Annotated in this window: 25 protein-coding genes; 7 read left to right on the top strand and 18 right to left on the bottom strand. The window is 76.5% G+C overall.

Annotated features, from left to right (window positions below; all coding sequences use genetic code 11):
• Window positions 1–94 precede the first annotated feature (94 nt).
• The 8 genes from ACI795_RS00005 to ACI795_RS00040 form a co-directional block, all read right to left on the bottom strand.
• A complete protein-coding gene (locus tag ACI795_RS00005) occupies window positions 95–943 on the bottom strand; it encodes an ABC transporter permease (protein ID WP_457072894.1) in 849 nt (282 codons plus the stop codon).
• Window positions 940–1,866, bottom strand: a complete 927-nt coding sequence (locus ACI795_RS00010) for an ABC transporter ATP-binding protein (RefSeq protein WP_457072895.1) — start codon at window positions 1,864–1,866, stop codon at window positions 940–942. Before ACI795_RS00010 ends, ACI795_RS00005 begins: the two co-directional genes overlap by 4 nt.
• Before the next feature lie 246 nt (window positions 1,867–2,112).
• A complete protein-coding gene (locus tag ACI795_RS00015; RefSeq protein ID WP_457072896.1) occupies window positions 2,113–2,811 on the bottom strand; it encodes a hypothetical protein in 699 nt (232 codons plus the stop codon).
• A 59-nt stretch (window positions 2,812–2,870) separates the two neighbouring features.
• On the bottom strand, window positions 2,871–4,346 hold the full coding sequence (locus ACI795_RS00020; RefSeq protein ID WP_457072897.1) for a hypothetical protein: 1,476 nt from the start codon (window positions 4,344–4,346) through the stop codon (window positions 2,871–2,873).
• A 60-nt stretch (window positions 4,347–4,406) separates the two neighbouring features.
• On the bottom strand, window positions 4,407–4,583 hold the full coding sequence (locus ACI795_RS00025; protein WP_457072898.1) for an antitoxin: 177 nt from the start codon (window positions 4,581–4,583) through the stop codon (window positions 4,407–4,409).
• An 89-nt stretch (window positions 4,584–4,672) separates the two neighbouring features.
• On the bottom strand, window positions 4,673–6,199 hold the full coding sequence (locus ACI795_RS00030; RefSeq protein WP_457072899.1) for a leucyl aminopeptidase family protein: 1,527 nt from the start codon (window positions 6,197–6,199) through the stop codon (window positions 4,673–4,675).
• Between the two features lie 104 nt (window positions 6,200–6,303).
• Window positions 6,304–6,471 carry a DUF3117 domain-containing protein gene (locus tag ACI795_RS00035; RefSeq protein ID WP_064972432.1) on the bottom strand — a complete coding sequence of 56 codons (168 nt, stop codon included), beginning with the start codon at window positions 6,469–6,471 and terminating at the stop codon, window positions 6,304–6,306.
• Window positions 6,472–6,604: 133 nt separating this feature from the next.
• The gene (locus tag ACI795_RS00040; RefSeq protein ID WP_457072900.1) at window positions 6,605–7,156 is read right to left on the bottom strand and encodes a DNA-3-methyladenine glycosylase I; all 552 of its coding nucleotides are present in this window, start codon (window positions 7,154–7,156) and stop codon (window positions 6,605–6,607) included.
• 26 nt (window positions 7,157–7,182) lie between these two features.
• Between ACI795_RS00040 and ACI795_RS00045 the strand changes: the two genes are divergently transcribed.
• Window positions 7,183–8,256 carry an NAD-dependent epimerase/dehydratase family protein gene (locus ACI795_RS00045; protein ID WP_457072902.1) on the top strand — a complete coding sequence of 358 codons (1,074 nt, stop codon included), beginning with the start codon at window positions 7,183–7,185 and terminating at the stop codon, window positions 8,254–8,256.
• 34 nt (window positions 8,257–8,290) lie between these two features.
• Here ACI795_RS00045 and ACI795_RS00050 read toward each other — a convergent pair whose 3' ends face one another.
• The 3 genes from ACI795_RS00050 to ACI795_RS00060 form a co-directional block, all read right to left on the bottom strand.
• Window positions 8,291–9,823 carry a carboxylesterase/lipase family protein gene (locus tag ACI795_RS00050; RefSeq protein WP_457072903.1) on the bottom strand — a complete coding sequence of 511 codons (1,533 nt, stop codon included), beginning with the start codon at window positions 9,821–9,823 and terminating at the stop codon, window positions 8,291–8,293.
• A 21-nt stretch (window positions 9,824–9,844) separates the two neighbouring features.
• Window positions 9,845–10,750 carry a DMT family transporter gene (locus tag ACI795_RS00055; RefSeq protein ID WP_457072905.1) on the bottom strand — a complete coding sequence of 302 codons (906 nt, stop codon included), beginning with the start codon at window positions 10,748–10,750 and terminating at the stop codon, window positions 9,845–9,847.
• A 114-nt stretch (window positions 10,751–10,864) separates the two neighbouring features.
• Window positions 10,865–12,226, bottom strand: coding sequence for a hypothetical protein (locus ACI795_RS00060; protein WP_457072907.1), 1,362 nt, complete (start codon window positions 12,224–12,226; stop codon window positions 10,865–10,867).
• A gap of 109 nt (window positions 12,227–12,335) precedes the next feature.
• On the opposite strand from ACI795_RS00060, the gene ACI795_RS00065 reads away from it, so the two are divergent.
• The 4 genes from ACI795_RS00065 to ACI795_RS00080 are packed head-to-tail and all read left to right on the top strand — an operon-like array spanning window position 12,336 to window position 15,407.
• Window positions 12,336–12,989 carry a glycosyltransferase family 2 protein gene (locus ACI795_RS00065; protein ID WP_457072909.1) on the top strand — a complete coding sequence of 218 codons (654 nt, stop codon included), beginning with the start codon at window positions 12,336–12,338 and terminating at the stop codon, window positions 12,987–12,989.
• Window positions 12,986–13,648, top strand: coding sequence for a TIGR04282 family arsenosugar biosynthesis glycosyltransferase (locus ACI795_RS00070; protein ID WP_457072911.1), 663 nt, complete (start codon window positions 12,986–12,988; stop codon window positions 13,646–13,648). Before ACI795_RS00065 ends, ACI795_RS00070 begins: the two co-directional genes overlap by 4 nt.
• Complete coding sequence (locus ACI795_RS00075; RefSeq protein ID WP_457072912.1) at window positions 13,645–14,883, top strand: molybdopterin-dependent oxidoreductase; 1,239 nt, start codon at window positions 13,645–13,647, stop codon at window positions 14,881–14,883. The genes ACI795_RS00070 and ACI795_RS00075 overlap by 4 nt, the downstream gene beginning before the upstream one ends.
• Window positions 14,880–15,407, top strand: a complete 528-nt coding sequence (locus tag ACI795_RS00080) for a hypothetical protein (RefSeq protein WP_457072914.1) — start codon at window positions 14,880–14,882, stop codon at window positions 15,405–15,407. The genes ACI795_RS00075 and ACI795_RS00080 overlap by 4 nt, the downstream gene beginning before the upstream one ends.
• A 66-nt stretch (window positions 15,408–15,473) precedes the next feature.
• Here the strand turns inward: ACI795_RS00080 and ACI795_RS00085 are convergent, their stop codons facing one another.
• Both ACI795_RS00085 and ACI795_RS00090 read right to left on the bottom strand, forming a co-directional pair.
• Window positions 15,474–16,790: a hypothetical protein gene (locus tag ACI795_RS00085; RefSeq protein WP_457072916.1), complete on the bottom strand. Its 1,317-nt coding sequence runs from the start codon at window positions 16,788–16,790 to the stop codon at window positions 15,474–15,476.
• The gene (locus ACI795_RS00090) at window positions 16,787–17,497 is read right to left on the bottom strand and encodes an ABC transporter ATP-binding protein (RefSeq protein WP_457072917.1); all 711 of its coding nucleotides are present in this window, start codon (window positions 17,495–17,497) and stop codon (window positions 16,787–16,789) included. Before ACI795_RS00090 ends, ACI795_RS00085 begins: the two co-directional genes overlap by 4 nt.
• A gap of 245 nt (window positions 17,498–17,742) precedes the next feature.
• On the opposite strand from ACI795_RS00090, the gene ACI795_RS00095 reads away from it, so the two are divergent.
• Window positions 17,743–18,198, top strand: a complete 456-nt coding sequence (locus ACI795_RS00095) for a DUF2243 domain-containing protein (RefSeq protein WP_457072918.1) — start codon at window positions 17,743–17,745, stop codon at window positions 18,196–18,198.
• Window positions 18,195–18,941, top strand: coding sequence for a cytochrome c oxidase assembly protein (locus tag ACI795_RS00100; protein WP_457072919.1), 747 nt, complete (start codon window positions 18,195–18,197; stop codon window positions 18,939–18,941). The genes ACI795_RS00095 and ACI795_RS00100 overlap by 4 nt, the downstream gene beginning before the upstream one ends.
• Here the strand turns inward: ACI795_RS00100 and ACI795_RS00105 are convergent.
• From ACI795_RS00105 to ACI795_RS00125, 5 genes are read right to left on the bottom strand one after another with little or no spacing between them, the layout of a single operon-like run.
• Entirely contained in the window at window positions 18,923–19,393 is a 471-nt protein-coding gene (locus ACI795_RS00105) for an SRPBCC family protein (RefSeq protein WP_457072921.1), read from the bottom strand. The genes ACI795_RS00100 and ACI795_RS00105 overlap by 19 nt on opposite strands.
• Window positions 19,386–19,742, bottom strand: a complete 357-nt coding sequence (locus ACI795_RS00110; RefSeq protein ID WP_457072922.1) for a DivIVA domain-containing protein — start codon at window positions 19,740–19,742, stop codon at window positions 19,386–19,388. Before ACI795_RS00110 ends, ACI795_RS00105 begins: the two co-directional genes overlap by 8 nt.
• 2 nt (window positions 19,743–19,744) lie before the next feature.
• Window positions 19,745–20,560, bottom strand: a complete 816-nt coding sequence (locus ACI795_RS00115) for an LOG family protein (RefSeq protein WP_457072924.1) — start codon at window positions 20,558–20,560, stop codon at window positions 19,745–19,747.
• Window positions 20,557–21,675 carry a succinyl-diaminopimelate desuccinylase gene (gene dapE, locus ACI795_RS00120; RefSeq protein ID WP_457072925.1) on the bottom strand — a complete coding sequence of 373 codons (1,119 nt, stop codon included), beginning with the start codon at window positions 21,673–21,675 and terminating at the stop codon, window positions 20,557–20,559. Before dapE ends, ACI795_RS00115 begins: the two co-directional genes overlap by 4 nt.
• A gap of 53 nt (window positions 21,676–21,728) precedes the next feature.
• Window positions 21,729–23,663: a phosphatase PAP2 family protein gene (locus ACI795_RS00125; RefSeq protein WP_457072926.1), complete on the bottom strand. Its 1,935-nt coding sequence runs from the start codon at window positions 23,661–23,663 to the stop codon at window positions 21,729–21,731.
• Window positions 23,664–23,763 lie beyond the last annotated feature (100 nt).

Here is a 23,763-nt window from a genome sequence, read left to right on the forward strand (position 1 = left end):
GGCCCGGTCCGCGAAGCGGGCCGGGCCACCGGTCGGCCCCCGTGCAGGGGCCCGCCGCGAGCGTGCGAGCGGTGGGGGGCACGGGGGTCCTTCGTCAGGCGTCGCGGCGTCGGAAGACGACGTAGCCGGCGACCAGCACCACCAGCGCCTCGGCGGCGAAGACCGCGAACCCGGTCCACGGGGCGAGGGAGGCACCGCCGGTGAAGGGCACCACCTGAGCGACCGCGCCACCGGCGTTGCCGGGCATCAGCTTGGCCACCCACTCACCCCAGGTGCCGGGCAGGGCGTACGCCAGGTTCCCGACGACCAGCACCAGCGCGATGCCCACGGTCAGTGCCGCGCCGGTGTTCCGGATGAGGAAGCCGGCACCCAGGGCGAGCACCCCCATGCCGGCGAGGTAGAGCCCGTTGCCCAGCAGGGCGCGCAGCACGCCGTCGTCGGACAGCGCCAGGCCCACGCCCTCCCGGTCGAGGAACCAGTTGCCACCCAGGTAGCCCACGAACGCGGTGACCACGCCGGCCAGGAACAGCATCCCGATGAGGACGAGGGCCTTCGCCGCCACCACCCGCCCGCGGTGCGGGACCGCCGTCACCGTCGCCCGGATCATCCCGGTGCCGTACTCGCTGGTGACCACCAGCGTGCCCAGCGCGATGGCGGTGAGCTGGGAGAACAGCAGCCCCCAGGTGATGAAGGTGGCCGGGGACTCCCCCGTGTCACCGGCGGCCAGGTCCGCCGCGGCAGCCCAGCAGATGAGCGTGGTGAGCCCGGCGCCGAGGCCGAACAGCAGCCCCAGCGACCAGCGGGTGGAGCGGACGGACCAGAACTTGAGCCACTCGGCGTGCAGGGCCGCCCCGAAGCCGGGGTCGCGACGGCCGGGCACGTGCCGGTCGGGGTCGAGGGAGACGACGTCGGTCGGCGGTCGATCGGTCACGGTCTGGCTCATCGCACTGCTCCTGCGGTCGCGACCGGCCCGGCGGAGTACTCGACGCTGCCGGCGGTGAGGGTCATGAAGGCGTCCTCGAGCGAGGACTGGACGAGGGTGAGCTCGTGCAGGTGGAGGCCGGCGCCGCCGACCAGCTCCCCGACGCCGGCGGCGTCCAGGCCCTGCACCCGCAGCTCGTCGCCGTGCCGGTCGACGTCCAGGCCGGAGCGCTGCAGCAGCTCGGCGACCTCACCGGGCCGCGGGCTGCGCACCCGCACGTAGGAGGCGGCGTGGTCGGTGATGAACTGCGCCATCGAGCAGTCGGCCAGCACGCGGCCGCGGCCGATCACGATCAGGTGGTCGGCGGTCAGCGCCATCTCGCTCATCAGGTGGCTGGAGACCAGCACGGTGCGCCCCTGGCCGGCGAGCTCCCGGGCGAGGTTGCGCACCCAGCGGATGCCCTCGGGGTCCAGGCCGTTGACCGGCTCGTCGAGGACGACGACCGGCGGCTCGCCGAGCAGCGCGACGGCGATGCCCAGCCGCTGCCCCATGCCGAGGGAGAACCGGCCCACCCGCTGGTCGGCGACGTCGGTGAGCCCGACCAGGTCGAGCACCTCGTCGACCCGCTTGGCCGGGATGCCGTTGCTGGCGGCCAGCCACCGCAGGTGGTTGCGGGCGCTGCGGCCCGGGTGCAGCGCCCGTGCCTCCAGCAGCACGCCGACCGAGCGCAGGGGCGCCGGGACGTCGGCGTAGCTGCGGCCACCGATGGTGACGCTGCCGCTGGTGGGCCGGTCCAGGCCGACCATCATCCGCATCGTGGTGGACTTGCCGGCCCCGTTCGGGCCGAGGAAGCCGGTGACCCGGCCGGGCTCCACGGTGAAGCTGACGCCGTCCACGGCGGCCTTGGAGCCGTACGTCTTCGTGAGGTCCCGGGCGACGATCATCGCGTGGCCCGGACCTGCTGTGCAGCGGTTGTGTCCATGCCGAGAAGCCTGTCGGCGCGCGCTCCCGGAGTACATCGGGGAGCCCCCCCAACCGACCCTGAGGCTGCCCCGACCCCCGACCCTGGGGTCCCCTGACCTGCTCCCTGACCCCGTCACCTGCCCGTTCCCCGCGGTCCCCCGGCCGTTACCCGGCCGTTCGCCGACGATCAGCTGAGCCCCCGGGCGAGTGGTCCGGGCCGACCCGGGTCAGCTGCCCGCGGACCCGAGCGCGGTGCCGAGCAGGAGGCTGAGCAGGAACGCCCACCCACCGGTCAGCCGGCGGCGGCCGGGACGCGGCGCCGGCAGGCCGGGGAACGGCCCGGACAGCACCAGGAACGCCAGGGGTCCGACCGGGTTCCAGGCGAGCCAGAACCAGGCCCAGCGGGTGGCGCGCGCCGGCTCCGGGCCGCCGACCAGCAGGAGGCCCACCGCCACCGCGCCGAGGAGGAAGACCGGCCCGATCCAGGAGGACACCCGCCAGCCGAACACCTCCGACCAGGACCAGCGCTCGGCCAGCGGGACGACGCGCAGCTCCGGGTGCACCGAGCGCACGTCGTCGGCCAGGTCGCGAACGGTCGGGCGGGTGCCGTCCGGCGCCTGCTGCCCGGGGCTGACCTCCCACACCTCGGTGTGGTGGGCCAGCAGCCCCGACCGCCACACCGCGGTCCGGACGGCGGTGCCGGTGGTTCCCGGCTCCAGCCCCGCGGTCACCTGGACCTCGGCGACCTCGCCGTCGGCGATCGCGCGGTGCAGGTCGTCCAGCGAGGCCTGCCGCTGGCCGGTGAGGACGACGACGAGCGCGAGGCCCAGCCAGCCGATCGCGAGCACCACCCGCAGCGCGGTCCACGGGTCGCGCAGCCGGGCACGGGGCCGCGCGGGTGCGGTCGGTGCGGGGGCCGGCTCCATGGCAGCGACCGTAGGGCCCGCCACCCACGGCCGGGCGTGGAACACGCCCGGCCGACCCGTCAGCCGCGGGCGCCAGCGACCCCCAGCACGGCGGCCAGGCCGAGCGCGCTGCGCGGGGCGTACGGCGATCGCCACAGCCCGCCGTGCGCGGCGGCGTGCGCCTCGTCCTGCCACGGATGCGCGTGCGCCGGGCCCCCGCCGGTGTGCAGGTCGTACACCAGCAGGGCGGCCATCAGCACGTTCGACGTCGCGGGGTCGAAGACCTCCACCCCGAAGCGGTGCGCCCCGGCGTAGGCGGCGGCCAGTGCGCGGTTCTTCACCACCGAGCGGGTGCGCGTCGGGGGTGCGACGTTGAGCGACACGGTGGCCCCGCCGGCGCGGGCGACGGTCGCCCGCCAGCGCTGCACCCGCTTGGCCAGCGCGTAGTTGGGGCCCTGCTGCGGCACCAGGCTGTCGTTGACGCCGGGGTCGGCGCCGGGCACGTGGTTCCGCTGCAGCAACCGGCCCGCCGACAGCGTGCGCAGCGGCCGGCCCAGCAGCTTCGCCGTCCGCGACCGGTCGGCGTAGGCCGCGACCGAGGCCGCCACCGCGTCCCGGGGCACCACGAAGACGTCGGTGGGGGTGGCCAGGAACGCCAGCGCGAGATCGGGACGCTGCCGCTGCACGCGCACGGTGAGCGCGTCGACCGCGGTGGAGACCCGCACGTTGGTGGCGCCGTCGGCGTAGACGTAGTTGCCGAGCACCAGCCCGTCGGGCAGGCCCAGCAGCCACTCGGCGACCTCGGGCACCTCGGCCACGAGGTCGGCCCCGGCCTCGGCGGCCGGGTCGGCGTGGTCCCGCCGGGCCGGCAGGAGCACCGTGCCCGCGCCACGCTGGGCGGTGTCCAGCAGCCGGCGCCAGAGCGCCACGCGGGGCAGGTCGACGGCGGCCACCCGGGCGCCCCAGCGCAGCAGGGCGGGCAGCGGGCCCATCTCGGCGCCGGCGCCCAGCACCGCGACCGTGCGCCCGTGCAGGGCCAGCCACTCCGGGTGGTCGAGCACGGTGCGCACCGCGTCGGCGCAGCTGGGCTCGACCACCCCGCCGTCGACCCAGGTGTCCAGCCGGCGGCGGACGTCGTCGCCGCGCAGCCGCTGGCCACGCCAGGGCAGGGTCAGCTCCCGCTCGGGCTGCGCCGCGCCGCGCACCTCGACGGTGGTCAGCGTCCGGCGGGGCGCGGCGGTGCGCAGCGTGCCCAGCTCGGCCTCGCCGTCCGGGCCGGCAACCCGCATCCGGACGTGCAGGGAGTCCAGGCCGGCCGCGGCGATGGTGCGGGCGGCCGCCGGGGAGGCGAGACCGGCCTCCACCGTGCGCCGGACGTGCGCCAGGTAGCCGGCCCGCCAGTTCGTCTCGTGCTCGGCGGCGCGGGCCCCGGTCGGGTCGACGGGGCGCAGCGCGTCGGCGATCACCGCGCGGCCGACCGCCGCGGTGCTGCGCCGGCCGTCCGGGCCGGCCGGGAAGACGACGCCGCGCTGGTCCGACTGCTCCGGGGAGGTCATCCGCAGATCCTGCCGGACCTGCCGGGGCCGGCGCCTGGTGGCGGCGCCGGCCCGCGGGGATCAGCTGCCGTCGCCGGGGCGGCCGATCCGGTCGTCGGCGAAGTCGCGGCCCTTGTCGATCTGGGCGTCGTGCGTGCCGCCGGTCTTCTGGTCGGCGAACTGCTCGCCCTTGTCCAGGCCCTTGTCGCTGACCTGCTCGCCCTTGTCGCTGTTCAGCGCGCTCTTGGCCTTGTCCATCATGCCCACGGTGTCCCCCTGTGGTCCGGCCGCGCCGGGCGGCGCGACGTCAGGGACTCCATGCCCGCGGCGGGACGGGCGGACACCCGTCAGTTGCCGACGATCTGCGCCGGCGGTGCCACGGGCGCCCCGGCCTGCAGCCAGCGAAGCAGGGTGCGGACGGCGAACCCGGTGCCGCCCTTGACCACCTCGGCGGTGTCGGTGCCGGCGCGGGCCGGGCCGGCGACGTCCAGGTGCGCCCACGGCAGGCCGCCGGTGAACGGCTGCAGGAACAGCGCCGCCGTCGTCGACCCCGGGTTGCCCGGCGCGTTGTTGGCGTCGGCGACGTCGGAGTCCAGCTGGGCGCGCAGGTGACCCACGTGCTCCTCGGCCAGCGGCATCCGCCAGAACGACTCCCCCGCGTGCCCGGCGGCGGTGAGCAGCCCGTCGGCCAGCCCGTCGCCGGTGGCGTACAGCCCCGCGGTGCGGGCGCCCAGTGCCGTCTTCATCGCCCCGGTCAACGTGGCGACGTCGACCAGGACGGTGGCGCCGAGCCCGGTGTGCGCGTAGGCGAGGGCGTCGGCGAGCACGAGCCGGCCCTCGGCGTCGGTGTTGCGCACCTCGGTGGTGCGCCCGCCGACGTGCCGGATCACGTCAGCCGGGCGGTACGCCGAGCCGGAGACCGCGTTCTCGGCGAGCGCGACCACGGCGGTGACCGTGACCGGCAGCTCCAGCCGGGCGGCGGCGTCGACGGCGGCGAGCACTGCGGCAGCGCCGGCCATGTCGGTCTTCATCTCCCGCATCCCCGCGGTGGTCTTGATCGACAGGCCGCCGGTGTCGAAGGTGATCCCCTTGCCGACCAGCACCGGGTGCCCGTCCCGCGCGCCGGGCGGTGCGTACCGGACGACGACCACCCGCGGCGGGGACGCCGAGCCGCCGCCGACGGCGAGCACCCCGCCGAAGCCACCGGCGCGCAGCTGGTCGGGGCCCAGCACCGTGACCTCGACGTGCGCCAGCCCGGCCAGGCGGGCCAGCACCTGGTCGGCGAGCCAGGCCGGGGTCTTGGTGTCGCTCGGGGTGTTCACCAGGTCGCGTGCCCAGGCGACGGCGTCCGCGGCGACCGAGCCGGCGAGCTCCCCGGCGGCCACGGCCGGGTCGTCGGCGTCGGCGACCACCACGGCCACCTCGGCCAGCCGGGGCGGGTGCGGCGCGGCCGAAGTGCGGAAGCGGTACCCGGCCAGCACCACCGCCTCGACGGCGGCCCGCACCTCCTCGGCGCCGGCCGGCCCGGCGGCGGAGTCCAGCGGCAGCACCAGCCGGCGGGCACCGTGCTCGGCGAGGGTCTGCGCGCGGCGCACCGCGACAGCCACGTAGCTGCGCAGCTCAGGCACGGTGGCGTCGCCGATGCCGACCGCGACCACGCTGCGCGGCCGCCGGCCCGGCACCGGCAGGTTGGTGATCCCGCCGGGCTTGCCGCCGTTGCCGGTGTCCGCGAGCGCGCCGGCCAGGAACTCCGGGTCGACGGGGGCCTGCTGGCCGGCGTCCGGGCCGGTCAGCCAGGGCGGCAGTGCCCCCTGCGCACCGACCGGCACGGCCAGGACGTCGTCGGGACCGAGCGGCGGCAGTGCGGGCAGCACGGTGACCTGCGGGAACGGCGCGGCCCCGGTCGCCGGCGTGCTGCCGGCGGCCGGGGCCGTGTCGTCGCCCGCGGGGCTGCCCGGGGGCAGGCTCGCGGCGGTGTTCAGCTGATCGCGCCCTTCAGGGCCTCGGAGAGGGCGCTCGCCTCGTCGGGGGACAGCTCGACGACCAGCCGCCCGCCACCCTCCAGCGGAACGCGCATGACCAGGCCGCGGCCCTCCTTGGTGACCTCGAGGGGACCCTCACCCGTGCGCGGCTTCATGGCCGCCATGCGTGCCTCCTTCGCCCGCCACCCGCGGCCGGACGGCCGCGGTGTGGCACCTGTTGTGCAGAGAACCGGGTGCCATGATCCCGTATGGGGGGCGGATCGACCAACCCGGACCCTCCGGCGCGGCTCGGACGGGTCAAGCGGGGCGGGCCCGGAAACACGTCGCGACGTGGTCGTCGACCATCCCGGTGGCCTGCATCAGCGCGTAGCCGGTGGTCGGCCCGACGAACCGGAAGCCGCGCCGTTTCAGCTCCTTCGCCATCGCCACCGACTCCGCCGAGGTGGCCGGCACGTCGGCGAGCGTCCGCGGCCGGGGACGCGGCCCGGTCGGCGCGAACGACCACAGCAGCGCCGAGAGGCCCTCCGGCACGGCCAGCGCCGCGCGGGCGTTGGCGACCGCCGCGGTGATCTTGGCCCGGTTGCGGACGATGCCGGCGTCGGCCATGAGCCGTTCGACGTCCTCCTCGGTGAACTCCGCGACCGCCGCGATCGAGAACCCGGCGAACGCCGCCCGGAAGGCCGGCCGCTTGCGCAGGATGGTGATCCAGGCCAGCCCCGACTGGAACGCCTCCAGGGTGAGCCGCTCGTAGAGCGCGTCGTCCCCGGACAGCGGTGTGCCCCACTCCTCGTCGTGGTAGGTCACGTACTCGGGGGCGCTGGTCGCCCAGCCGCATCTCGGGCGGTCCACGATCACCGACGTTAGCGTTCGACGTCGTGCGCATCCTGATCACCGGAGGGGCGGGCTTCATCGGCTCGCACGTCGTCGCCGCCTGCCGGGCGGCCGGGCACGAGGTGCGGGTGCTCGACGCCCTGCTGCCCGCGGTGCACCCGAGCTACCCCGACGGCGTCCCCGGCCTGGACGGCGTGGAGCTGCGGCACGGCGACGTCCGGGACGCCGCGACCGTCGACCGGGCGCTGGCCGGGGTGGACGCCGTCTGCCACCAGGCGGCGATGGTCGGCCTCGGCGTCGACGTGCAGGACATGCCCGACTACGCGGGGATCAACGACCTGGGCACGGCGGTGCTGCTCGCCGCGATGGCCCGCGCCGACGTCGGCCGGCTGGTGCTGGCCAGCTCGATGGTGGTCTACGGCGAGGGCCGCTACGAGTGCCCCGAGCACGGCGTCGTCCCCGCTGCGCCGCGGCGGCGGTCCGACCTGGACGCCGGGGCGTTCGAGCCGCCGTGCCCGGCCTGCGGGCGGCAGCTGAGCTGGGGCGAGGTCGCTGAGGACACCCCCGCCGACCCGCGGAACACCTATGCGGCGACCAAGCTCGCCCAGGAGCACCTGGCCGCGGCGTGGGCCCGCTCGACCGGGGGCGGCGCGGTCGCGCTGAGGTACCACAACGTCTACGGCCCGCACATGCCGCGGGACACGCCCTACGCCGGGGTGGCCTCGATCTTCCGGTCGGCGCTGGAGGGCGGCCGGGCGCCGCAGGTGTTCGAGGACGGCGGGCAGATGCGCGACTTCGTGCACGTCACCGACGTGGCGCAGGCCAACCTGCGGGCGCTGGAGGCGGCTCCCCCGTCCGCCGGGGGGCACGATGGAGCGCTGCGCGCGTACAACGTCGCGTCGGGCGTGCCGCACAGCGTGGGCGACATGGCCGCCGCGCTGGCCGAGGCGTTCGGCGGCCCGGCGCCGGAGGTCACCGGCGAGTACCGGATCGGCGACGTCCGGCACGTGGTCGCCTCCCCGGCGCGGGCCGAGGCCGAGCTCGGCTTCCGGGCGCGGGTCACCTTCGCCGACGGCATGCGCGAGTTCGCCACCGCCCCCCTGCGCCCCGCCCCCTGAAGGCAGGAAGGGCCATTCCCGCCCTCAGGGGCGGTCAGCGGCGCAGGTCGAGCAGCCCGATCGGCGCGCCCCGCCAGAGGTCGCGGGTGGCCTGCCCGGGGTAGGGCCGCACACCGCCCCGCTCACCGGTGTCGAACACCCGGGTGAGCGCGCGCCGCTCGTCGAACGCCGGCCAGCCGGGGTCGCCGTCCCGGGCGAAGGCGGCCCAGGCCCCCTGCAGCTGCGCGGAGACCTCGGCGGCCTCGGCCGGCGGCGGGCTGCCCAGCAGCTGCGCGCCGAGCCCGACGCCCAGCCCGCCGAACACCAGCGGGACGTCGAGGGCGTGGCAGGCGCCCAGCACGCCGCCGGCCCCGGGCGCGGGCCAGGTCAGCTCGTACAGGTGCGCCCGACCGCCGCCGGCGGTCTGCGCCCGTGCGACGTCCAGGCTGGGCACCCGGAACATCCGGTCGGAGTGCGCCAGGACGAACAGCTCCTCGGTCCCGGCCTCCGGGTACGCGGCCCGCATCCGGGTCTCCGGCGTCGCGCCCGGACCGAACACCGCCATCGCGGTGGCGGCCATCTCCTCGGTGACCTCGCCGACCTGACCGGCCAGCGCGAGGAACAGCCGCCACTCGTCCCGGTTGTGCCCGACCAGCAGCGGCACGTCGCGGGCGGCGCCCTCGGTCAGGCCGGTCCACGGGTCGGTGGTCAGCACCTCGCCGTCGACCACCGGCGAGAACGGCGTCGGGGTGTGCGCCACCAGGCCCCAGCGGTCCAGCTCGGGCAGGCGCCGGTCGAGCTCGCCCAGCGCGTCCACCAGCCGCTGCGGCGGGACGTCGGCGAGCGCGGCCGCCGTGGGCGGCACGCCCAGCGGCACGACCAGCTCGGCGCTCACGTCGCGCGCCAGCTCCGGGGTGAACCAGGTGCCCGGCACGCTCTGCAGCACCGCCCGGGAGAACAGGCCGCCGGCCGCCGGCATCACCAGCAGCCCGGCGATGATCCCCGCGCCGGCCGACTCGCCGAACACCGTCACCCGCGCCGGGTCCCCGCCGAACCCGGCGATCTCCTCCTGCACCCAGCGCAGCGTCGCCTCGACGTCGAGCAGCGCCCGGTTGGCCGGCGCGCCGTCGAGCTCGGCCCAGCCCTCGACGCCGACCCGGTGGTTGGCGGTGACCACCACCGCACCGGTGCGGGCCAGCGCCCCGCCGTCGTAGTCGGGCGCATCCGCGCTGCCCAGCCGGTAGGCACCGCCGTAGACCCACACCAGCACGGGCAGCCCGGTCGCCCCGGGGTCCGGCGTCCACACGTTGAGGGTCAGCCAGTCGGTGGGGTCGTGGCGCACCGGCCCCGTGCGCGGCTGCACCGGGGGCGGCGGGCCCATCGGGGCCTGCGGCGGCGGGGGGCCGAAGACGTCGGCCTTCCGGACCCCGTCCCACGGCTGGGCGGGCCGGGGCGCCTGGAAGCGCAGCGGGCCGACCGGCGGCGCGGCGAACGGGATGCCACGGAAGACGGCCACGCCGTCCGCGCGCTGCCCGCGCAGGGCGCCGGCACGGGTGCGGACCACCGGAGACGTCATCGGCTCGGTCATCGCATGCTCCTCGGGAAGGGGTCAGGGGACGGCGCTGTCGACCTCGGTGAGTTCCGAGCGGCTCGGGCGGGTGGGGCTGCGGCGGGTGGCCAGCACGCAGCCCAGCAGCACCAGCGGCAGCCCGACGGCGAGGCCGAGGGTGAACGGCTCGTCGAGCAGCAGCACCCCCAGCAGGACGGCGACCGCCGGGTTCACGAACGTGATCACCAGGGCCCGCTGCGGACCGGCCTCGCGGATGAGCGCGAAGAACAGCGCCATGGCGAGCGCGGTGCACACCAGGCCGAGCGTGGCCAGCGACACCAGCGCGTCGACCGGAGCACCGGGCAGCTCCCCCAGCTGCGGCAGCGCGAACGGGGCGTAGACCACCGCGGTGACCGCGAGGGCGATGGAGGCGGCCGCGACGCCGGGCACGTCGGGCAGCGCGCGGGTGACCACCATGGGCGCGGTGGCGTAGCCGATCACCACCAGCCCGACGGCGCCGATCGCGGACAGCTGCGCGCCGGCGACGTCCAGCCCGAGCAGCGCGGCGATGCCGACGACGCCGACGAGCATGCCCAGCACCCGCACCGGCGAGAGCCGGTCCTCGTCGCCGGCCAGCCGGGCGGTGAGCGCGGCGACGAACGGGACGGCGGCCACCAGCAGCCCGGTGAGCGAGCTGGACAGCGACTGCTCGGCCCAGGACAGCAGCAGCCACGGGCCGGTCATCTCCAGCACGGTGAACAGCAGCAGCGCCCGCCAGTGCCGCAGCGCCGGGCGCAGCTGGCCGCGGGCGATCGTCCAGGGCAGCAGCACCGCGGCGCCGATGACGCAGCGGGCGAAGACCACCAGCACCGGGGAGAACTCGCCGACGGCGACCTTGATCAGCAGGTAGGGCACGCCCCAGATCAGCGACATCGCGACGAACAGCGCCCAGCCCCGCCGGCTCACCGTCGTCCTCCCGGGGTCCGCACGCCGGTCATCCTGGCCCACGCCCCCGCGCCGTCGTCGGCCCGGTCACCACTCGGCCCGGTCACCACTCGGCACGGTCACCACTCGGCACGGTCACCACTCGGTGCGGACGAGCACCTCGATCGCCAACGCGAGCACCACGGAGCCGGCCAGCCACCCGCGGCGCTGCCGGGACGGCAGGAACGCCGTCGCGGCCAGCAGCCAGACGTAGAACGGCAGCCAGATCCGCTCGGTCTCCCCGCGCACCAGCCCGGTGGCGTCGGAGACGAGGACGCCGGCGAGCGCGGCCAGCGGCACCAGCGCCAGCCGGTGCCGGCGGAGGGAGGCGAGCCCGGCGACGGCGGCCGGCCCGATCGCCAGCGCGGCGGCGGCCAGGTTGCTGACCAGGAAGAAGGGCAGCGGGCGGTTCGCGTACGACGGGCCCGAGCGCACCCGGTCACCGGCGACGGTGAAGCCCTCGACCCACCAGTAGCCGCCGGCGGCGAACGCCGCGACCACCAGCAGCACCCCCACCGCGCCGACGCCGAGCACCCGGGCCACCCCGGCCCAGCCGAGCCGGTCGCGGTGCACCAGCACGACGACGAGCACCACCAGCCCGAGGGCGGTGAGCCCGAAGGAGAGGAACAGCGCGAGCCCCACGAGCAGCCCGCCGACCAGGGCGCGCAGGTCGGCAGCGGTGCCCGGCGCGCGGGCGGCCGCCGTCGCCAGCAGCGCGACGCCCCAGGCGGCCACCCCGGCGAAGAGCGCGTCGGCGCTGGTCGCCACCCAGAGCGCGACCGGGGCGAGCACGAGGAACGGCGCGACCACCCGGGCGCTCGCCTCGTCGGCCACCGCCCGCACCGCGACCAGCACCGCGGGGACGGCGAGCGCGCCGCCGGCGATGCACAGCGCCGCCGCCCAGCCGAGGCCGCCGAGCCCCAGCCGGTCGAGCAGCACGAAGGACAGCAGCGCGCCGGGCGGGTGGCCGGCGACGTGGGTGGTCCACGGATCGGCGGAGTCGGCCGGCACCGAGGCGGCGAACCCGGTGAGGAACTCCCCGATCCCCCCGACCCGCGGCACGTCGTTGGGGTACTCGTAGACCGAGTCCAGGGGCTCGCTGAGCCGGTGGACCCCGGAGCTCAGCGCGAGCGCGACCGCCCAGCCGGCGGCGGCCAACGCGGAGCCCGGCAGCAGCAGCCGCCAGCTCGCCCGGGCGGCCAGCGCCGGCCCCCAGAGCACGCCCGCCAGCCCGACGGCCACCGGCAGCAGCACCGCCGGGGTGAGCACCGGGTCGACGGCGCCGCGCAGCACCCAGCCACCGAGGAGGTGCAGGCGCACACCGTCCTGGGTCAGCCGCCGGCCGACGACGCCGGTGCCCACGACGACGACGGCCGTCAGGGCGACGGCGAGCGGCGGCACCCACGGGCGCCGCGGCCCGCCCGCCGGGGAGTCGACCGGAGCGGGCGCCGTCTGCACCGGGTCGACCCTAGGGGCGCGGCGGCGGGCCGGCCGGGCGAGGTCAGCCGATCGGTGGTCCACGACCGAACAGCGGGCGAGGTTCGTCGAACCCCGCTACCGTCCGTCCGTGCCGGACGTCGTCTTCCCCTGTCTCGACGAGGCCGGGGCGCTGCCCGCGGTGCTCCCCCGGCTGCCCGCCGGCTACCGCGCGATCGTGGCCGACAACGGCTCGACCGACGGCTCGGCGCAGATCGCCGCCGACCACGGTGCGACCGTCGTGCACGTGCCGCAGCGCGGGTTCGGCGCGGCCGCGCACGCCGGGCTGGAGGCCGCCACCGACGACGTCGTCTGCTTCTGCGACGCCGACGCGTCGATGGACCCCGCCGACCTCCCGCGGGTCGCCGACCCGGTGCTGGCCGGGGAGGCCGACCTGGTCCTCGGCCGGCGCCGCCCCACGCACCGCAGCGCCTGGCCGCCGCACGCGCGGGTCGCCAACCTGGCGCTGTCGGTGATGATGCGCCGCCGGACCGGGCTGGCGCTGCACGACCTCGGGCCGATGCGCGCCGGCCGCCGGGAGGCGCTGCTGGCGCTGGGGATCACCGACCGCCGGTTCGGCTACCCGCTGGAGATGGTCACCAGGGCGGCCGACGCCGGCTGGCGGATCGTCGAGGTCGACGTGGACTACGCCCCGCGGGCCGAGGGCACGAAGTCGAAGGTCACCGGCACGGCCCTCGGCACGCTGCGCACGATCCGGGACATGCGGGAGGTGCTCGCCCGATGAGCGCGACCCAGCTGCTGGTGATCACCAAGGCGCCGGTGCCCGGCCGGAGCAAGACCCGGCTCACCCCACCGTGCACGCCGGAGCAGGCCGCCGCGATCGCCTCGGCCGCGGTCGGCGACACCCTCGACGTCGTGCGCGCGGCACCGGTCCAGCGCCGGGTGGTGGCCCTGGACGGCGAGCCCCGCGACCTGGACCTGTCCGGCTGCGTCGTCGTCCCGCAGGCCGACGGCGACCTGGGCACCCGGCTGGCGCACGCGTTCGCCGACGCGATGGCCGGCCCGGACGGTGCGCTGCCCACCCTGCTGATCGGGATGGACACCCCGCAGGTGACGCCGGAGCTGCTCGCCGACTGCCTGGCCCGGCTGGTCGAGGCCGGTCCGGGGACGGCGGTGCTCGGCGTCGCGCCGGACGGCGGCTGGTGGGCGCTGGGGCTGCACTCCCCCGACGGCGCGCAGGTGCTGCCCGCCGTCCCGATGTCCCGGGAGGACACCGCGGTCACCACCCGCGCCGCGCTGGAGGGAGCCGGGCTGACCGTGCTGGACCTGCCGCAGCTGACCGACATCGACCACTTCCCCGACGCGGTCGCGGTGGCCGCGCACTGCCCCCCGGACAGCCGCACCCGCCGGGTCGTCGACGAGGTGGCGGCGGGGCTGCCGTGACCCGTCCACTGGACCGGGTCCTCGGCGCGCGGCTGCCCGGCCCACCGGACGGGCTGCGGCGCGGCCCGTTCCAGCGCGGCGCGTTCACCAGCCCGCTGCACTCCGAGCGCCGCTCCGCCCGGGCCGGGGTGTGGCTGGGTGCGGCCTTCCTGACCTGCTTCCTCACCGGGCTGATCAGCCACTGGATCCAGGACCCGCCCGGCTGGTTCGGCTGGCCGGCCCGGCCGGTCTGGCTGTACGGGGTCACCCAGGGGCTGCACGTCACGGTCGGGCTCACCGCGATCCCGCTGCTGCTGGTGAAGCTGTGGACCGTCTACCCGAAGCTGTTCGAGTGGCCGCCGGCCGGGTCGCCGTCCCGGGCGGTCAGCCGGCTGTCGATCCTCGTGCTGGTCGGCGCCACGACGTTCCAGCTGCTCACCGGGCTGGTCAACATCGCCCAGTGGTACCCGTGGGGCTTCTTCTTCCCCGACACCCACTACTGGACCGGCTGGATCGCCATCGGCGCGGTCGCCGTGCACGTCGGCGCCAAGGCACCGGAGATCCGCCGCGGGCTGGCCCGCCGCGGGTCACCCGGGGCCGTCGCCGGGCTGGCCCCCGAGCAGGCCGCCGAGCTCACCGCCGACGACGAGTCCGCCGAGCACGCGGCCGTCTCCCGGCGCGCGTTCGTGCTCGCCGCCGGAGCCGGGGCCGGGGCGGTCACGCTGACCATGGTCGGGCAGACGTTCTCCCCGCTGGCCGACGTCTCCGTGCTCGCCCCGCGGCACCCCGGCGTCGGCCCGCAGGACCTCCCCGTTCGGCAGACCGCCGAGCGCGCCCAGGTCACCGAGACCGCCGTCGACCCGGCGTACCGGCTGACCGTCGAGGGCCCGGACCGGCTGGAGCTCACCCTCGCCGACCTGCAGGCGATGCCGCAGACCACCGTGGACCTGCCGATCACCTGCGTGGAGGGCTGGAGCGCGGGTGGCACGTGGACCGGCGTCCGGCTGGCCGACCTGCTCGCCGCCGCGGGACTGCCCCGGGACACCGAGGTCGTCGTCGAGTCGCTGCAGACCGGCGGGCTCTACCGGACGTCGGTCGTGGCCCCACCGCACGCCAGCAGCCCGCTGACCCTGCTGGCGCTGCAGCTGCAGGGTGAGCCGCTGGACCTCGACCACGGCTACCCGCTGCGGCTGATCGCGCCGAACCGGCCCGGGGTCATGCAGACCAAGTGGGTCACCGCGGTGCGGCCGGCATGAGCCTGGAGGGCGAGCGCAGCCGGGAGCACGACCCACGCGCCGCGGAGCTGGTGCCGGCCGACCCGTACGCCTCCGACCCCGACCGGCCGCTGACCTCGGCGCTGCGGCCGTGGTGGCGCTGGCTGTTCCTCGCCCCGGGGCTGGCTGCGGTGCTGTGGGGCGGCCACGGCCTGGTGACCGCCGGGGCCCGGATCCCGCTGGGGTCGTGGGCCACCTGGTTCCTCGGCAGTGCGCTGCTGCACGACCTGGTGATCGCGCCGCTGTGGATCGGGCTGGGCTGGCTGGCCACCCGGTTCCTGCCCCGTCCCGCCCGGCCGCCGGTCGTCGTGGCTGCGGTGGTCAGCGGGGTGCTCACCCTGGTGACGCTGCCGTTCCTGCTCACGCCCGGCGACGGCCCGGCGAACCCGTCGTTCCTGCCCCGCGCCGAGGGCCGCAACCTGCTGCTGATCGTGGCCGGGGTCTGGTTGGCCGCCGCGGTCTGGGCGGTGGTCGCCGTCCGCCGGGGCCGGACGACGTCCTCATGATCACCACGGGCTGAGCGCGGTCATCCCGGTGGCGAGACAGCGCTGAGCCCGAGGTGATCAGCGCGCTCAGCCGAGCGAGCGGGCCGCGCGGTCGACCATCCGGCGGCTGGCCGCGGTGCCGGCCAGCACCAGCGTGCACCCGACGAGGACGGAGCCGGCGAACAGCACCAGCCCCATCGGCTCCTGGGCCAGCATGTCGCTGAACGGGCTGATCATCAGCAGCGCGGTCACCGACGCCCCGCCCACGCACACGGCCAGCGGCAGGCCGGTCTCCCGCATCCGGGCGGCGTGCAGCACCGACACCTCGGTGCCGGCCAGGTGCAGGGCGCGGTACTCGGCGGCGGAGTCCAGCGCCCGGCCGGCCTGGGTCACCCCGGTGGAGACCGCGGCCAGCAGCGCGGCGATCACCAGGGTCACCGCCGTCCCGACCGCGATGTCGCTGCCCAGGTGCTCCTCGCCCTCGGCGCTGGCGCCCATCGCCGGGCTGACGCTGAGCACGCCGGCGACGAAGGCGATCAGCGCCACCCCGCCGACGCTGCGCCAGGCGGCCTTCGGGTCGTCGAGCAGCCGCCGCGCGGCCAGCAGCGTGGGCACGCTCTGCGCCCGGTGGACGGCGACCCGGCCGACCACCGTCACCAGCCAGGGCCCGACCAGGGTGAACACCCACATCGCCCCGGCGAGGCTGCCCAGGAGCACGGCGAGGAGCACCACGAGCTCGGCCTGGAGCATCCCGCTGGCGGTCCCCGCGAACACCCCGCCGAGCACGACCAGCGGCAGCAGCCGGGTCCAGGACAGCCCCTTCGGCGGCAGCCGGCGGGCCACGCCGAGCGGGGTGATCGCCACCCGGCGCAGCGCGGTCAGCGCGGAGAGCAGCGCCACGACCGGGACGGCGGGCAGGGCGATCGCCGCCCAGCTGCCGACCCACAGCTCGGCGACGTCGAAGGTGCGCCCCTGGAAGGGCAGCAGCGCGACCAGCGGCAGCGTCGCGCCGTGGAGCACCGCGCCGAGCAGCGCCCCGGCCACCGCCTGGGTCAGCGCCTCGGCCACCGCCATCGCCGACACCTGCCCGGTGGTCGCCCCGGCCAGCCGCAGCGCCGCCATCCGGGCGTTGCGCCGGGCGACCGCCAGCCGGGCCGCCGCCCCACCGAGCGTCACCAGCGGCACCAGGATCAGCGCCGCCGCGGTCAGCGCCAGCACCACGTAGATCTCGCCGATGCCCTCGCCCTGCCCCTCGGCGCGCCCGACGAAGGCCCGGACCCCGCCGAGGGTCGTCAGCAGCGCCCAGGTCACCGCGGTGAACGCGAGCACCGCCAGGCCGGTGGTCAGCCGGTCCCCGCCCTGCCGACGGGCCAGGCCCGCCCACAACCGCAGCGCGGCGATCACCGCGGCACCCCGCCCGCGACCGGGGTGGTGCGCCGGTCGTCGACCAGCCGGCCGTCGGCCATGGTCACCACCCGGTCGCACCCGGCCGCGACCCGGTCGTCGTGGGTGACGACGACGAGTGCGGCACCGGCGGCGCTCGTGGCGCTGACCAGCAGGCGCAGCACCTCGGAGCCGGTGGCGGCGTCCAGGGCACCCGTCGGCTCGTCGGCGAAGACCACCCCCGGCTCGCCCACCAGCGCGCGGGCGATGGCCACCCGCTGCCCCTGCCCGCCGGAGAGCTCCCCGGGCCGGCGCTGCTCCAGCCCGGCCAGGCCGAGGCGGCCCAGCCACTCCGCGGCCCGGGCGGTCGCCGTCCGGCGGCCGGCCCCGGCGAGCATCAGCGGCAGCGCGGCGTTCTCCACCGCCGGCAGCTCGGGCAGCAGCTGGCCGGACTGGAAGACGAACCCGAAGTCGGTGCGGCGCAGCGCAGTGCGCCGGGCGTCCGACAGCCGGGCCAGGTCCTGCCCGCGCCACGTCACCGAGCCCGCCGTGGGCCGCACGATGCCGGCCAGCACGTGCAGCAGCGTGGTCTTGCCCGAGCCCGACGGGCCCATCACCGCGAGCGAGCCCGGGCCCACGTCCAGGTCGACGCCGGCGAGCGCGTGGGCGGCGGTGGGGCCGGCGCCGTAGGTCATCCGCACGTCGCGGGCGGAGAGCACTGCAGTCATGACCTGATCGTCGGGCGAGCGGGTGCCCGGCCGCGTCGCCCCGGGGACGGATCCTGTGCGGACGGCGTCCCCCGGTGGTCGTACGACCGGCGGGCGTCGCCGAAGATCACCCCGGGCTGAGCGCGGTCATCCCGGCGGGGAGGCAGCGCTGGGCCCGGGGTGATCATCCCCCGTGCGCGGCGGGGCGTTTCCCGGGCCGCGAGGCCGGGCAGCGAGAGGCGACCGCCGCCGGCCGAGGGAGCCCCGTGACCGAGCCCGCACCCCGCGACCACCGCCGGCTGCTGTGGGCCGGCCTGCTGTTCGGCGCGGGGGCGATGGGCGCGGTCGACGAGATCGTCTTCCACCAGCTGCTGCACTGGCACCACTTCTACGACCGCGCCGGCGGTGACCTCGCGCTGGTCTCCGACGGCCTGCTGCACGCCGCCACCTGGTCGGCGACCGTCGCCGGGCTGGCGCTGCTGGCCGACGTCCGCCGGCGGCGCACCTTCGCGCGACGCCGCTGGTGGGGCGCGGTGCTCACCGGCGCCGGGGCGTTCCAGACCTTCGACGGCGTCGTCGACCACAAGGTGCTGCGGGTGCACCAGGTGCGCTACGGCGTCGACCTGTTGCCCTACGACGTGGTGTGGATCGGCACCGGCGTCGTGCTGCTGGCCGCCGGGCTGCTGTTGCTCGGACGGCGGCGCGCTGCCGCGGGCTCGTGACCGGCGCGGTCCTCGCCGTCCTGGCGCTGCTGGCGGTCGGCTACCTGCTGGCGGCGGTCGACCTGCGCTGGTCACCGCTGCGGACGGCGAGCTGGCTGGCCGGGCTGGCCGTGGCGGCGGCCGGGCTGACCGGGCCGCTCGCGCAGGCGCACGGCGACCTGCGGGCGCACCTGGCCGCCCACCTGCTCACCGGCATGGTCGCTCCGGTGCTGCTGGTGCTGGCCGCGCCGGTCACGCTGCTGCTGCGCGCGCTCCCGGTCTCCCGGGCGCGGGCGGTGAGCCGGCTGCTGCGCTCAGCCCCGGCCCGGGTGCTCGGCGACCCGTTCGTCGCGGTCGGGCTGAACGTCGGTGGGCTGTGGGTGCTGCACGGCAGCGGCCTGCTCGGCACGGTGGTCCACTCCCCAGGCTGGCACGTGCTGGTGTCGGTGCACGTGCTGCTGACCGGCTGGCTGGCCACCGCCGCCGTGCTGGCGGTCGACCCGGCACCGCACCGGCGCGGGGTCGTCGCCCGGGCCGTCGCGCTGGGCGCCGGGATGGCCGGGCACGACGTGCTGGCGAAGTGGCTCGCCGTCCACCCGCCGGCCGGGGTCACGCACGCCGAGGCCGGCGCCCGGCTGCTCTACGACGGCGGCACCGCGGTGCACGTGGTCGTCGCCGCACTGCTGTGGTCGGGGTGGTACCGCAGCCGGGCGGCGGTCCGGGACGCCGAGCAGGCTGCCGCTGGTCAGTGGGCGCGCGCGTAGGCGGCGAAGCGTCGCAGCGAGATCCGGTAGGCGTAGGCGATCACCGGGCGGACCAGCGGCCAGCCGGCCCGGCCGAACGCACCCAGCGGCAGGTCGACCACCTCGGTCCACACGAACGTCGACCCGCCAGCGCCGCGGGGCAGCACCTCGAAGGTGCCGGTGCCGCGCACGACCTTCCCGGTGTGCCGGACGTCGACCCGCCGGGGCGCCTCCCAGCGGGTGACCAGCATGGTGTCCAGCACGCCGAGCCGGCGCCCGCCGCGGAGCCCGAACGGCAGCCGGACGCCGGTGACCGCGGCGATCCGCCCACCCACGCCCTGCGCCCCGGAGCCCTCCTCGGGCTCGACGTCGGTGAAGAGCATCCACTCGCCCTGCCGCTCCCAGTCGACCAGCGCGGCGAACACCTGCTCCGGCGGTGCGTCGACCTCGATCCGCTCGACCAGCTCAGGCATCGGTCCGCTCCTCGTCCTCGGTGGTGGTGGACCGTTCGGTCGTGGGGTGCTCGGCGGTCGCGGCGGCGGCACGCAGTGCCGCGATCTCCGCGTCGCGTTCCTCCAGGGCCTGCGCGAACTGCTCCAGCAGCCAGTCGACCTCGCTCATCCGGTAGCCCCGCACCGTGACCGACATCCGCAGCGCGCGCACGTCGTCGGCGGTCACCGGCCGGTCGTCGGGCAGTTCGACCGGGGAGCGGTCCGGGTCGGCCGGCGGCTGGGTCTCCCCGCGGCCGAGCAGCAGCGAGCCACCGAGGAACAGCAGGCCGCCGACGACCAGCAGGCCGAGGACGAAGACGACCGCGGACACGGTCAGTCGTCGACCGGGGCCGGCGCCGGGGCGTCCGCGGCCGGGTCCCGCACCCGCTCGGCCTCGGCGGCGGAGATGATGGCCACCGCCTCGGCGACGTCGTCGGTGACGTGCAGCAGGTCCAGGTCCTTCGGGCCCACCGTGCCGGCCTCGGTCATCGTGGTGCGGATCCAGTCCAGCAGCCCGGACCAGTACTCCGAGCCGAAGAGGATCACCGGGAAGCGGGTGACCTTGCGGGTCTGCACCAGGGTGAGCGCCTCGAACAGCTCGTCGAGGGTGCCGAAGCCGCCGGGGAGGATGACGAAGGCCTGGGCGTACTTCACGAACATCGTCTTGCGCACGAAGAAGTAGCGGAAGCTGATGCCGACGTCGACCCACTCGTTGAGCTCCTGCTCGAACGGCAGCTCGATGCCCAGGCCGACCGACATGCCACCGGCGTCGCAGGCGCCCTTGTTCGCCGCCTCCATCGCCCCCGGCCCGCCGCCGGTGATCACCGCGTAGCCGGCCTCGGCCAGCGCGGCGCCCAGCTGCACCCCGGTCTCGTAGTACGGGGAGTCCCGCGGGGTGCGGGCGCTGCCGAAGACGCTCACCGCGCGCGGCAGCTCGGCGAGCAGGCCGAAGCCCTCGACGAACTCGCTCTGGATCCTGAGGACGCGCCACGGGTCGGTGTGCACCCAGTCGCTGGGGCCGCGCAGGTCCAGCAGCCGCTGGTCGGTGGTCGAGCCCTCGGCCTGCGGGTCGGGCTCACCCCCGCGCAGGGTGATCGGTCCCCGGTGCCGGGTGGGGCGCGGCCGTCGGCCGTTCTCGGTCGAGCTCATGCGTCGCTCCCGCTGAGGTAGGCGATCAGGGCGTCCTCGGCCGGCTGGAGCCGGTCGATGCGCGTGTACTCCCCGACCTGGTGGGCGAGGTTCGGGTCTCCCGGGCCGTAGTTGACCGCGGGGATGCCGAAGGCGGCGAACCGGGCCACGTCGGTCCAGCCGAGCTTGGCCCGCGGCGGCTGCCCGACAGCCGCGACGAAGTCTGCCGCGGCCGGCTCGCCGAGGCCGGGCAGCGCGCCGCCCGAGGAGTCGGTGACCTCGAGCGTCACCCCGGCGGCCAGCGCGTCGGCGAACACCTCGCGCACGTGCGCCTCGGCGGCGTCCTCGTCCCGGTCGGGGGCGTAGCGGAAGTTCACCGTCACCCGGCACTCGTCGGGGACGACGTTCCCGGCGACGCCGCCCTCGATCCGCACCGCGTTGAGCCCCTCCCGGTAGTGCAGGCCGTCGATCTCCACCTGGCGCGCGTCGTACCCGGCGAGGGTGGTGAGGATGCCCGCGGCGCCGTGCACGGCGTTGACGCCCAGCCACGACCGGGCGCTGTGCGCGCGCGTGCCGGGGACGGTGAGGACGACGCGCAGCGTGCCCTGGCAGCCGCCCTCGACGACGCCGTCGGTGGGTTCGAGCAGGATCGCGAGGTCGCCGTAGAGCCAGCCGCGCCGCTCCCGGGCCACCCGGCCCAGCCCGTTGCGCGTGGCCTCGACCTCCTCGTTGTCGTAGAAGACGAAGGTGAGGTCACGAGCCGGCCGGGCGCCGGGGACGCCGAAGCGGGCGGCCAGCCGCAGCATCACCGCGTCGCCGGCCTTCATGTCGCTGGTGCCGCAGCCGTAGAGCCGCTCCTCGCCGTCGACGGTCTCCACCCGGCTGGGCAGGTTGCCCGCGATCGGCACGGTGTCCAGGTGGCCGGCGAGCACGATCCGGGTGGGCAGGTCGAGGTTGGTGCGGGCCAGCACCGTGTTGCCGACCCGCTCGACCTCCAGCCCGCCCAGCCCGCGCAGCGCCGCCTCCACCGCGTCGGCCAGCGGCTGCTCCGCGCCCGACACCGACGGGGTGTCCACCAGCGCCCGGGTGAGGGTCAGCACGTCGGCGGTCAGGTCCAGCGGGGCAGGAGCGGTCACGGGCCGAGCCTAATCAGGCCCGGCCCGTGACCTGTCCGCGCGCGCGGGTTCGGTCAGCGCGCCCGCAGCCGGACGAACACACCACCCGGGCGGTACACGGCCTCGACCTGGCAGCTGCCGGTCGTCTCGACCACGGAGCCGAAGGTGCCGCGCACCGACGGGGCCAGCAGCACCGGCACCTCGCCGCCGTGCGCCCACCGGCGCGGGTCGGTGACGGTGAGCTCCAGCCGGCTGCCCGCCCCCAGGGTCGCCGTGCCGATCACCGACAGCGGCGGCTGCGCGCCCGAGCCGAAGGTCAGCTGCAGCGCACCACCGGCGAGGGTGACGTTCCCACGGGCCGCGACCACGGTCGCGCCGGCGTCCAGGCGCAGGGCCCCGCCGTCGACCTGGACGGGGCCGTTGCCCAGCGCGCCGTTGGACCGGGCCACCAGGGTGCCGTCGGTCACCCGGGTGCCCCCGGTGAAGGTGTTCGCCCCGGCCAGCTCGAGGGTCCCCGAGCCGGTCTTCACCAGGCGGCCGGGGCCGGCGATGTCGTTGCGCCAGGTGTCCCGGGCGGCGAACCCGGTGGCGGCGGCGTCCAGCGCGACCCGCACCTCGCCGTCGAAGCGGCCGTAGCCGTCCGCGGCGGTGAACAGGTCCAGCCGGCCCCAGTACTCGGGCCCGTCCAGCAGCGGGTGGCCCGACGGGAGGGCGGTGGTACGCAGCACCTCGCGCCGCTGCTCGGCGGTCAGGTAGGGCAGCCGGGTCTCCAGCAGCGCCTCGGCGCCCTTGGGCACCACCATCGGGACGGTCGTCGACCCGCGGGTGGGCAGCCCGTAGGTCAGCCGCTGCAGGTGCTGCCGGCGGGTCGCCTCCCGGTCGACGCCGGACTGCGCGAACTCGGCGAGCGTGTCGGCCGTCGTGCCGGTGCGGGCGGTGAAGTACGCCAGCGCCTGCGCCCGGGCCTCTGCCTTGACCTGGGCGTTGCCCGCCTCGTACAGCTTCGCCGCGGCCAGCGCGGTGCCCAGGATGCGGCCGCCGATCACGTCGACCGGGGAGTGCATGCCGGTGACGATCCGGTAGTCGGAGAGCCGGGAGGCCCAGGCCACCATCTCCTGGTAGCGCTCCGGCACCGCGTAGGCCAGGGCGAGCGACGCCAGCCAGGTCGCGTTCGTGTGACCGCTGGGGTAGCCGCCGTCGCGCTCCGGGGTCGTGCTGCGCTGGCGCAGCAGCTGCGGGGCGACCACCACGTCGGACCGGTACACCGGGTAGCCGAACTCGTCGGTGGCACCGGTGGGCACGACGGTGCTGGCGCTGGTCAGCCGCCAGGGGCGCGGGTACTGGTAGGTGTACTTGGTGGGGTTGCTCGAGGTGTTCGAGCCACGCAGCGTGTTGACCAGGTCGACCACCCGGCCGAGCTCGGAGGACGACGAGCCGGCGCCGGTCGACGAACCGGCGGGCGCATCGGCCGGCAGGACGTCGTCGACCTTGGTGGGCGGGGTGCCGTCAGGCGCGGAGGTGATGCTGGTGACCGCCTTGGCCCCGGTGCGGTAGAGCTCGGTCAGCGGGCCGAGGCCGCCGGTCACCGAGTAGCTCTGGTGCTGGCGGTCGTAGATGAACGACTGCTTGGCCTCGGCGGCGGTGCGCGCCCGGGTGACCTGCACGACGTGGGTGATGTTCTGCCGCAGCAGCGGGTCGATCGCCACGCCGTTGTCCCAGCTGGACCCGGTCACCCACAGGTCCTGCATCCCGGACAGGATGACGACAGCGGCGTTCGTCTCGGCGCTGAGGTTGTCGGTGGTGTTGGTGTCGTAGTGGTCGACGAACGGCAGCAGCGGGCTGTCGCTCGCCACCTGGGTCGCCTCTCCCGGGGCCGCCAGCGCCCGCGCCGGGCGGAACAACGTCGCCGGCGCGAGCAGCAGGGCCGAGCCCGCCGCGCCGACCTTGAGGAAGTTCCGCCGGTTGACGCCCTGCACGACCTGGCCGTCCGACGACGCGCGGTCCTTCACCTGCACTGCATGCCTCCTGGGTCCGGTGGCGGCCTGTCCGCCGCGCAGGACCCTGGCCGAGCAAGGCCACGGCACGGCCAACAGCGGGCGTCATGATCAC

The sequence above is a fragment of the Modestobacter sp. SYSU DS0290 genome (genome assembly GCF_054050955.1).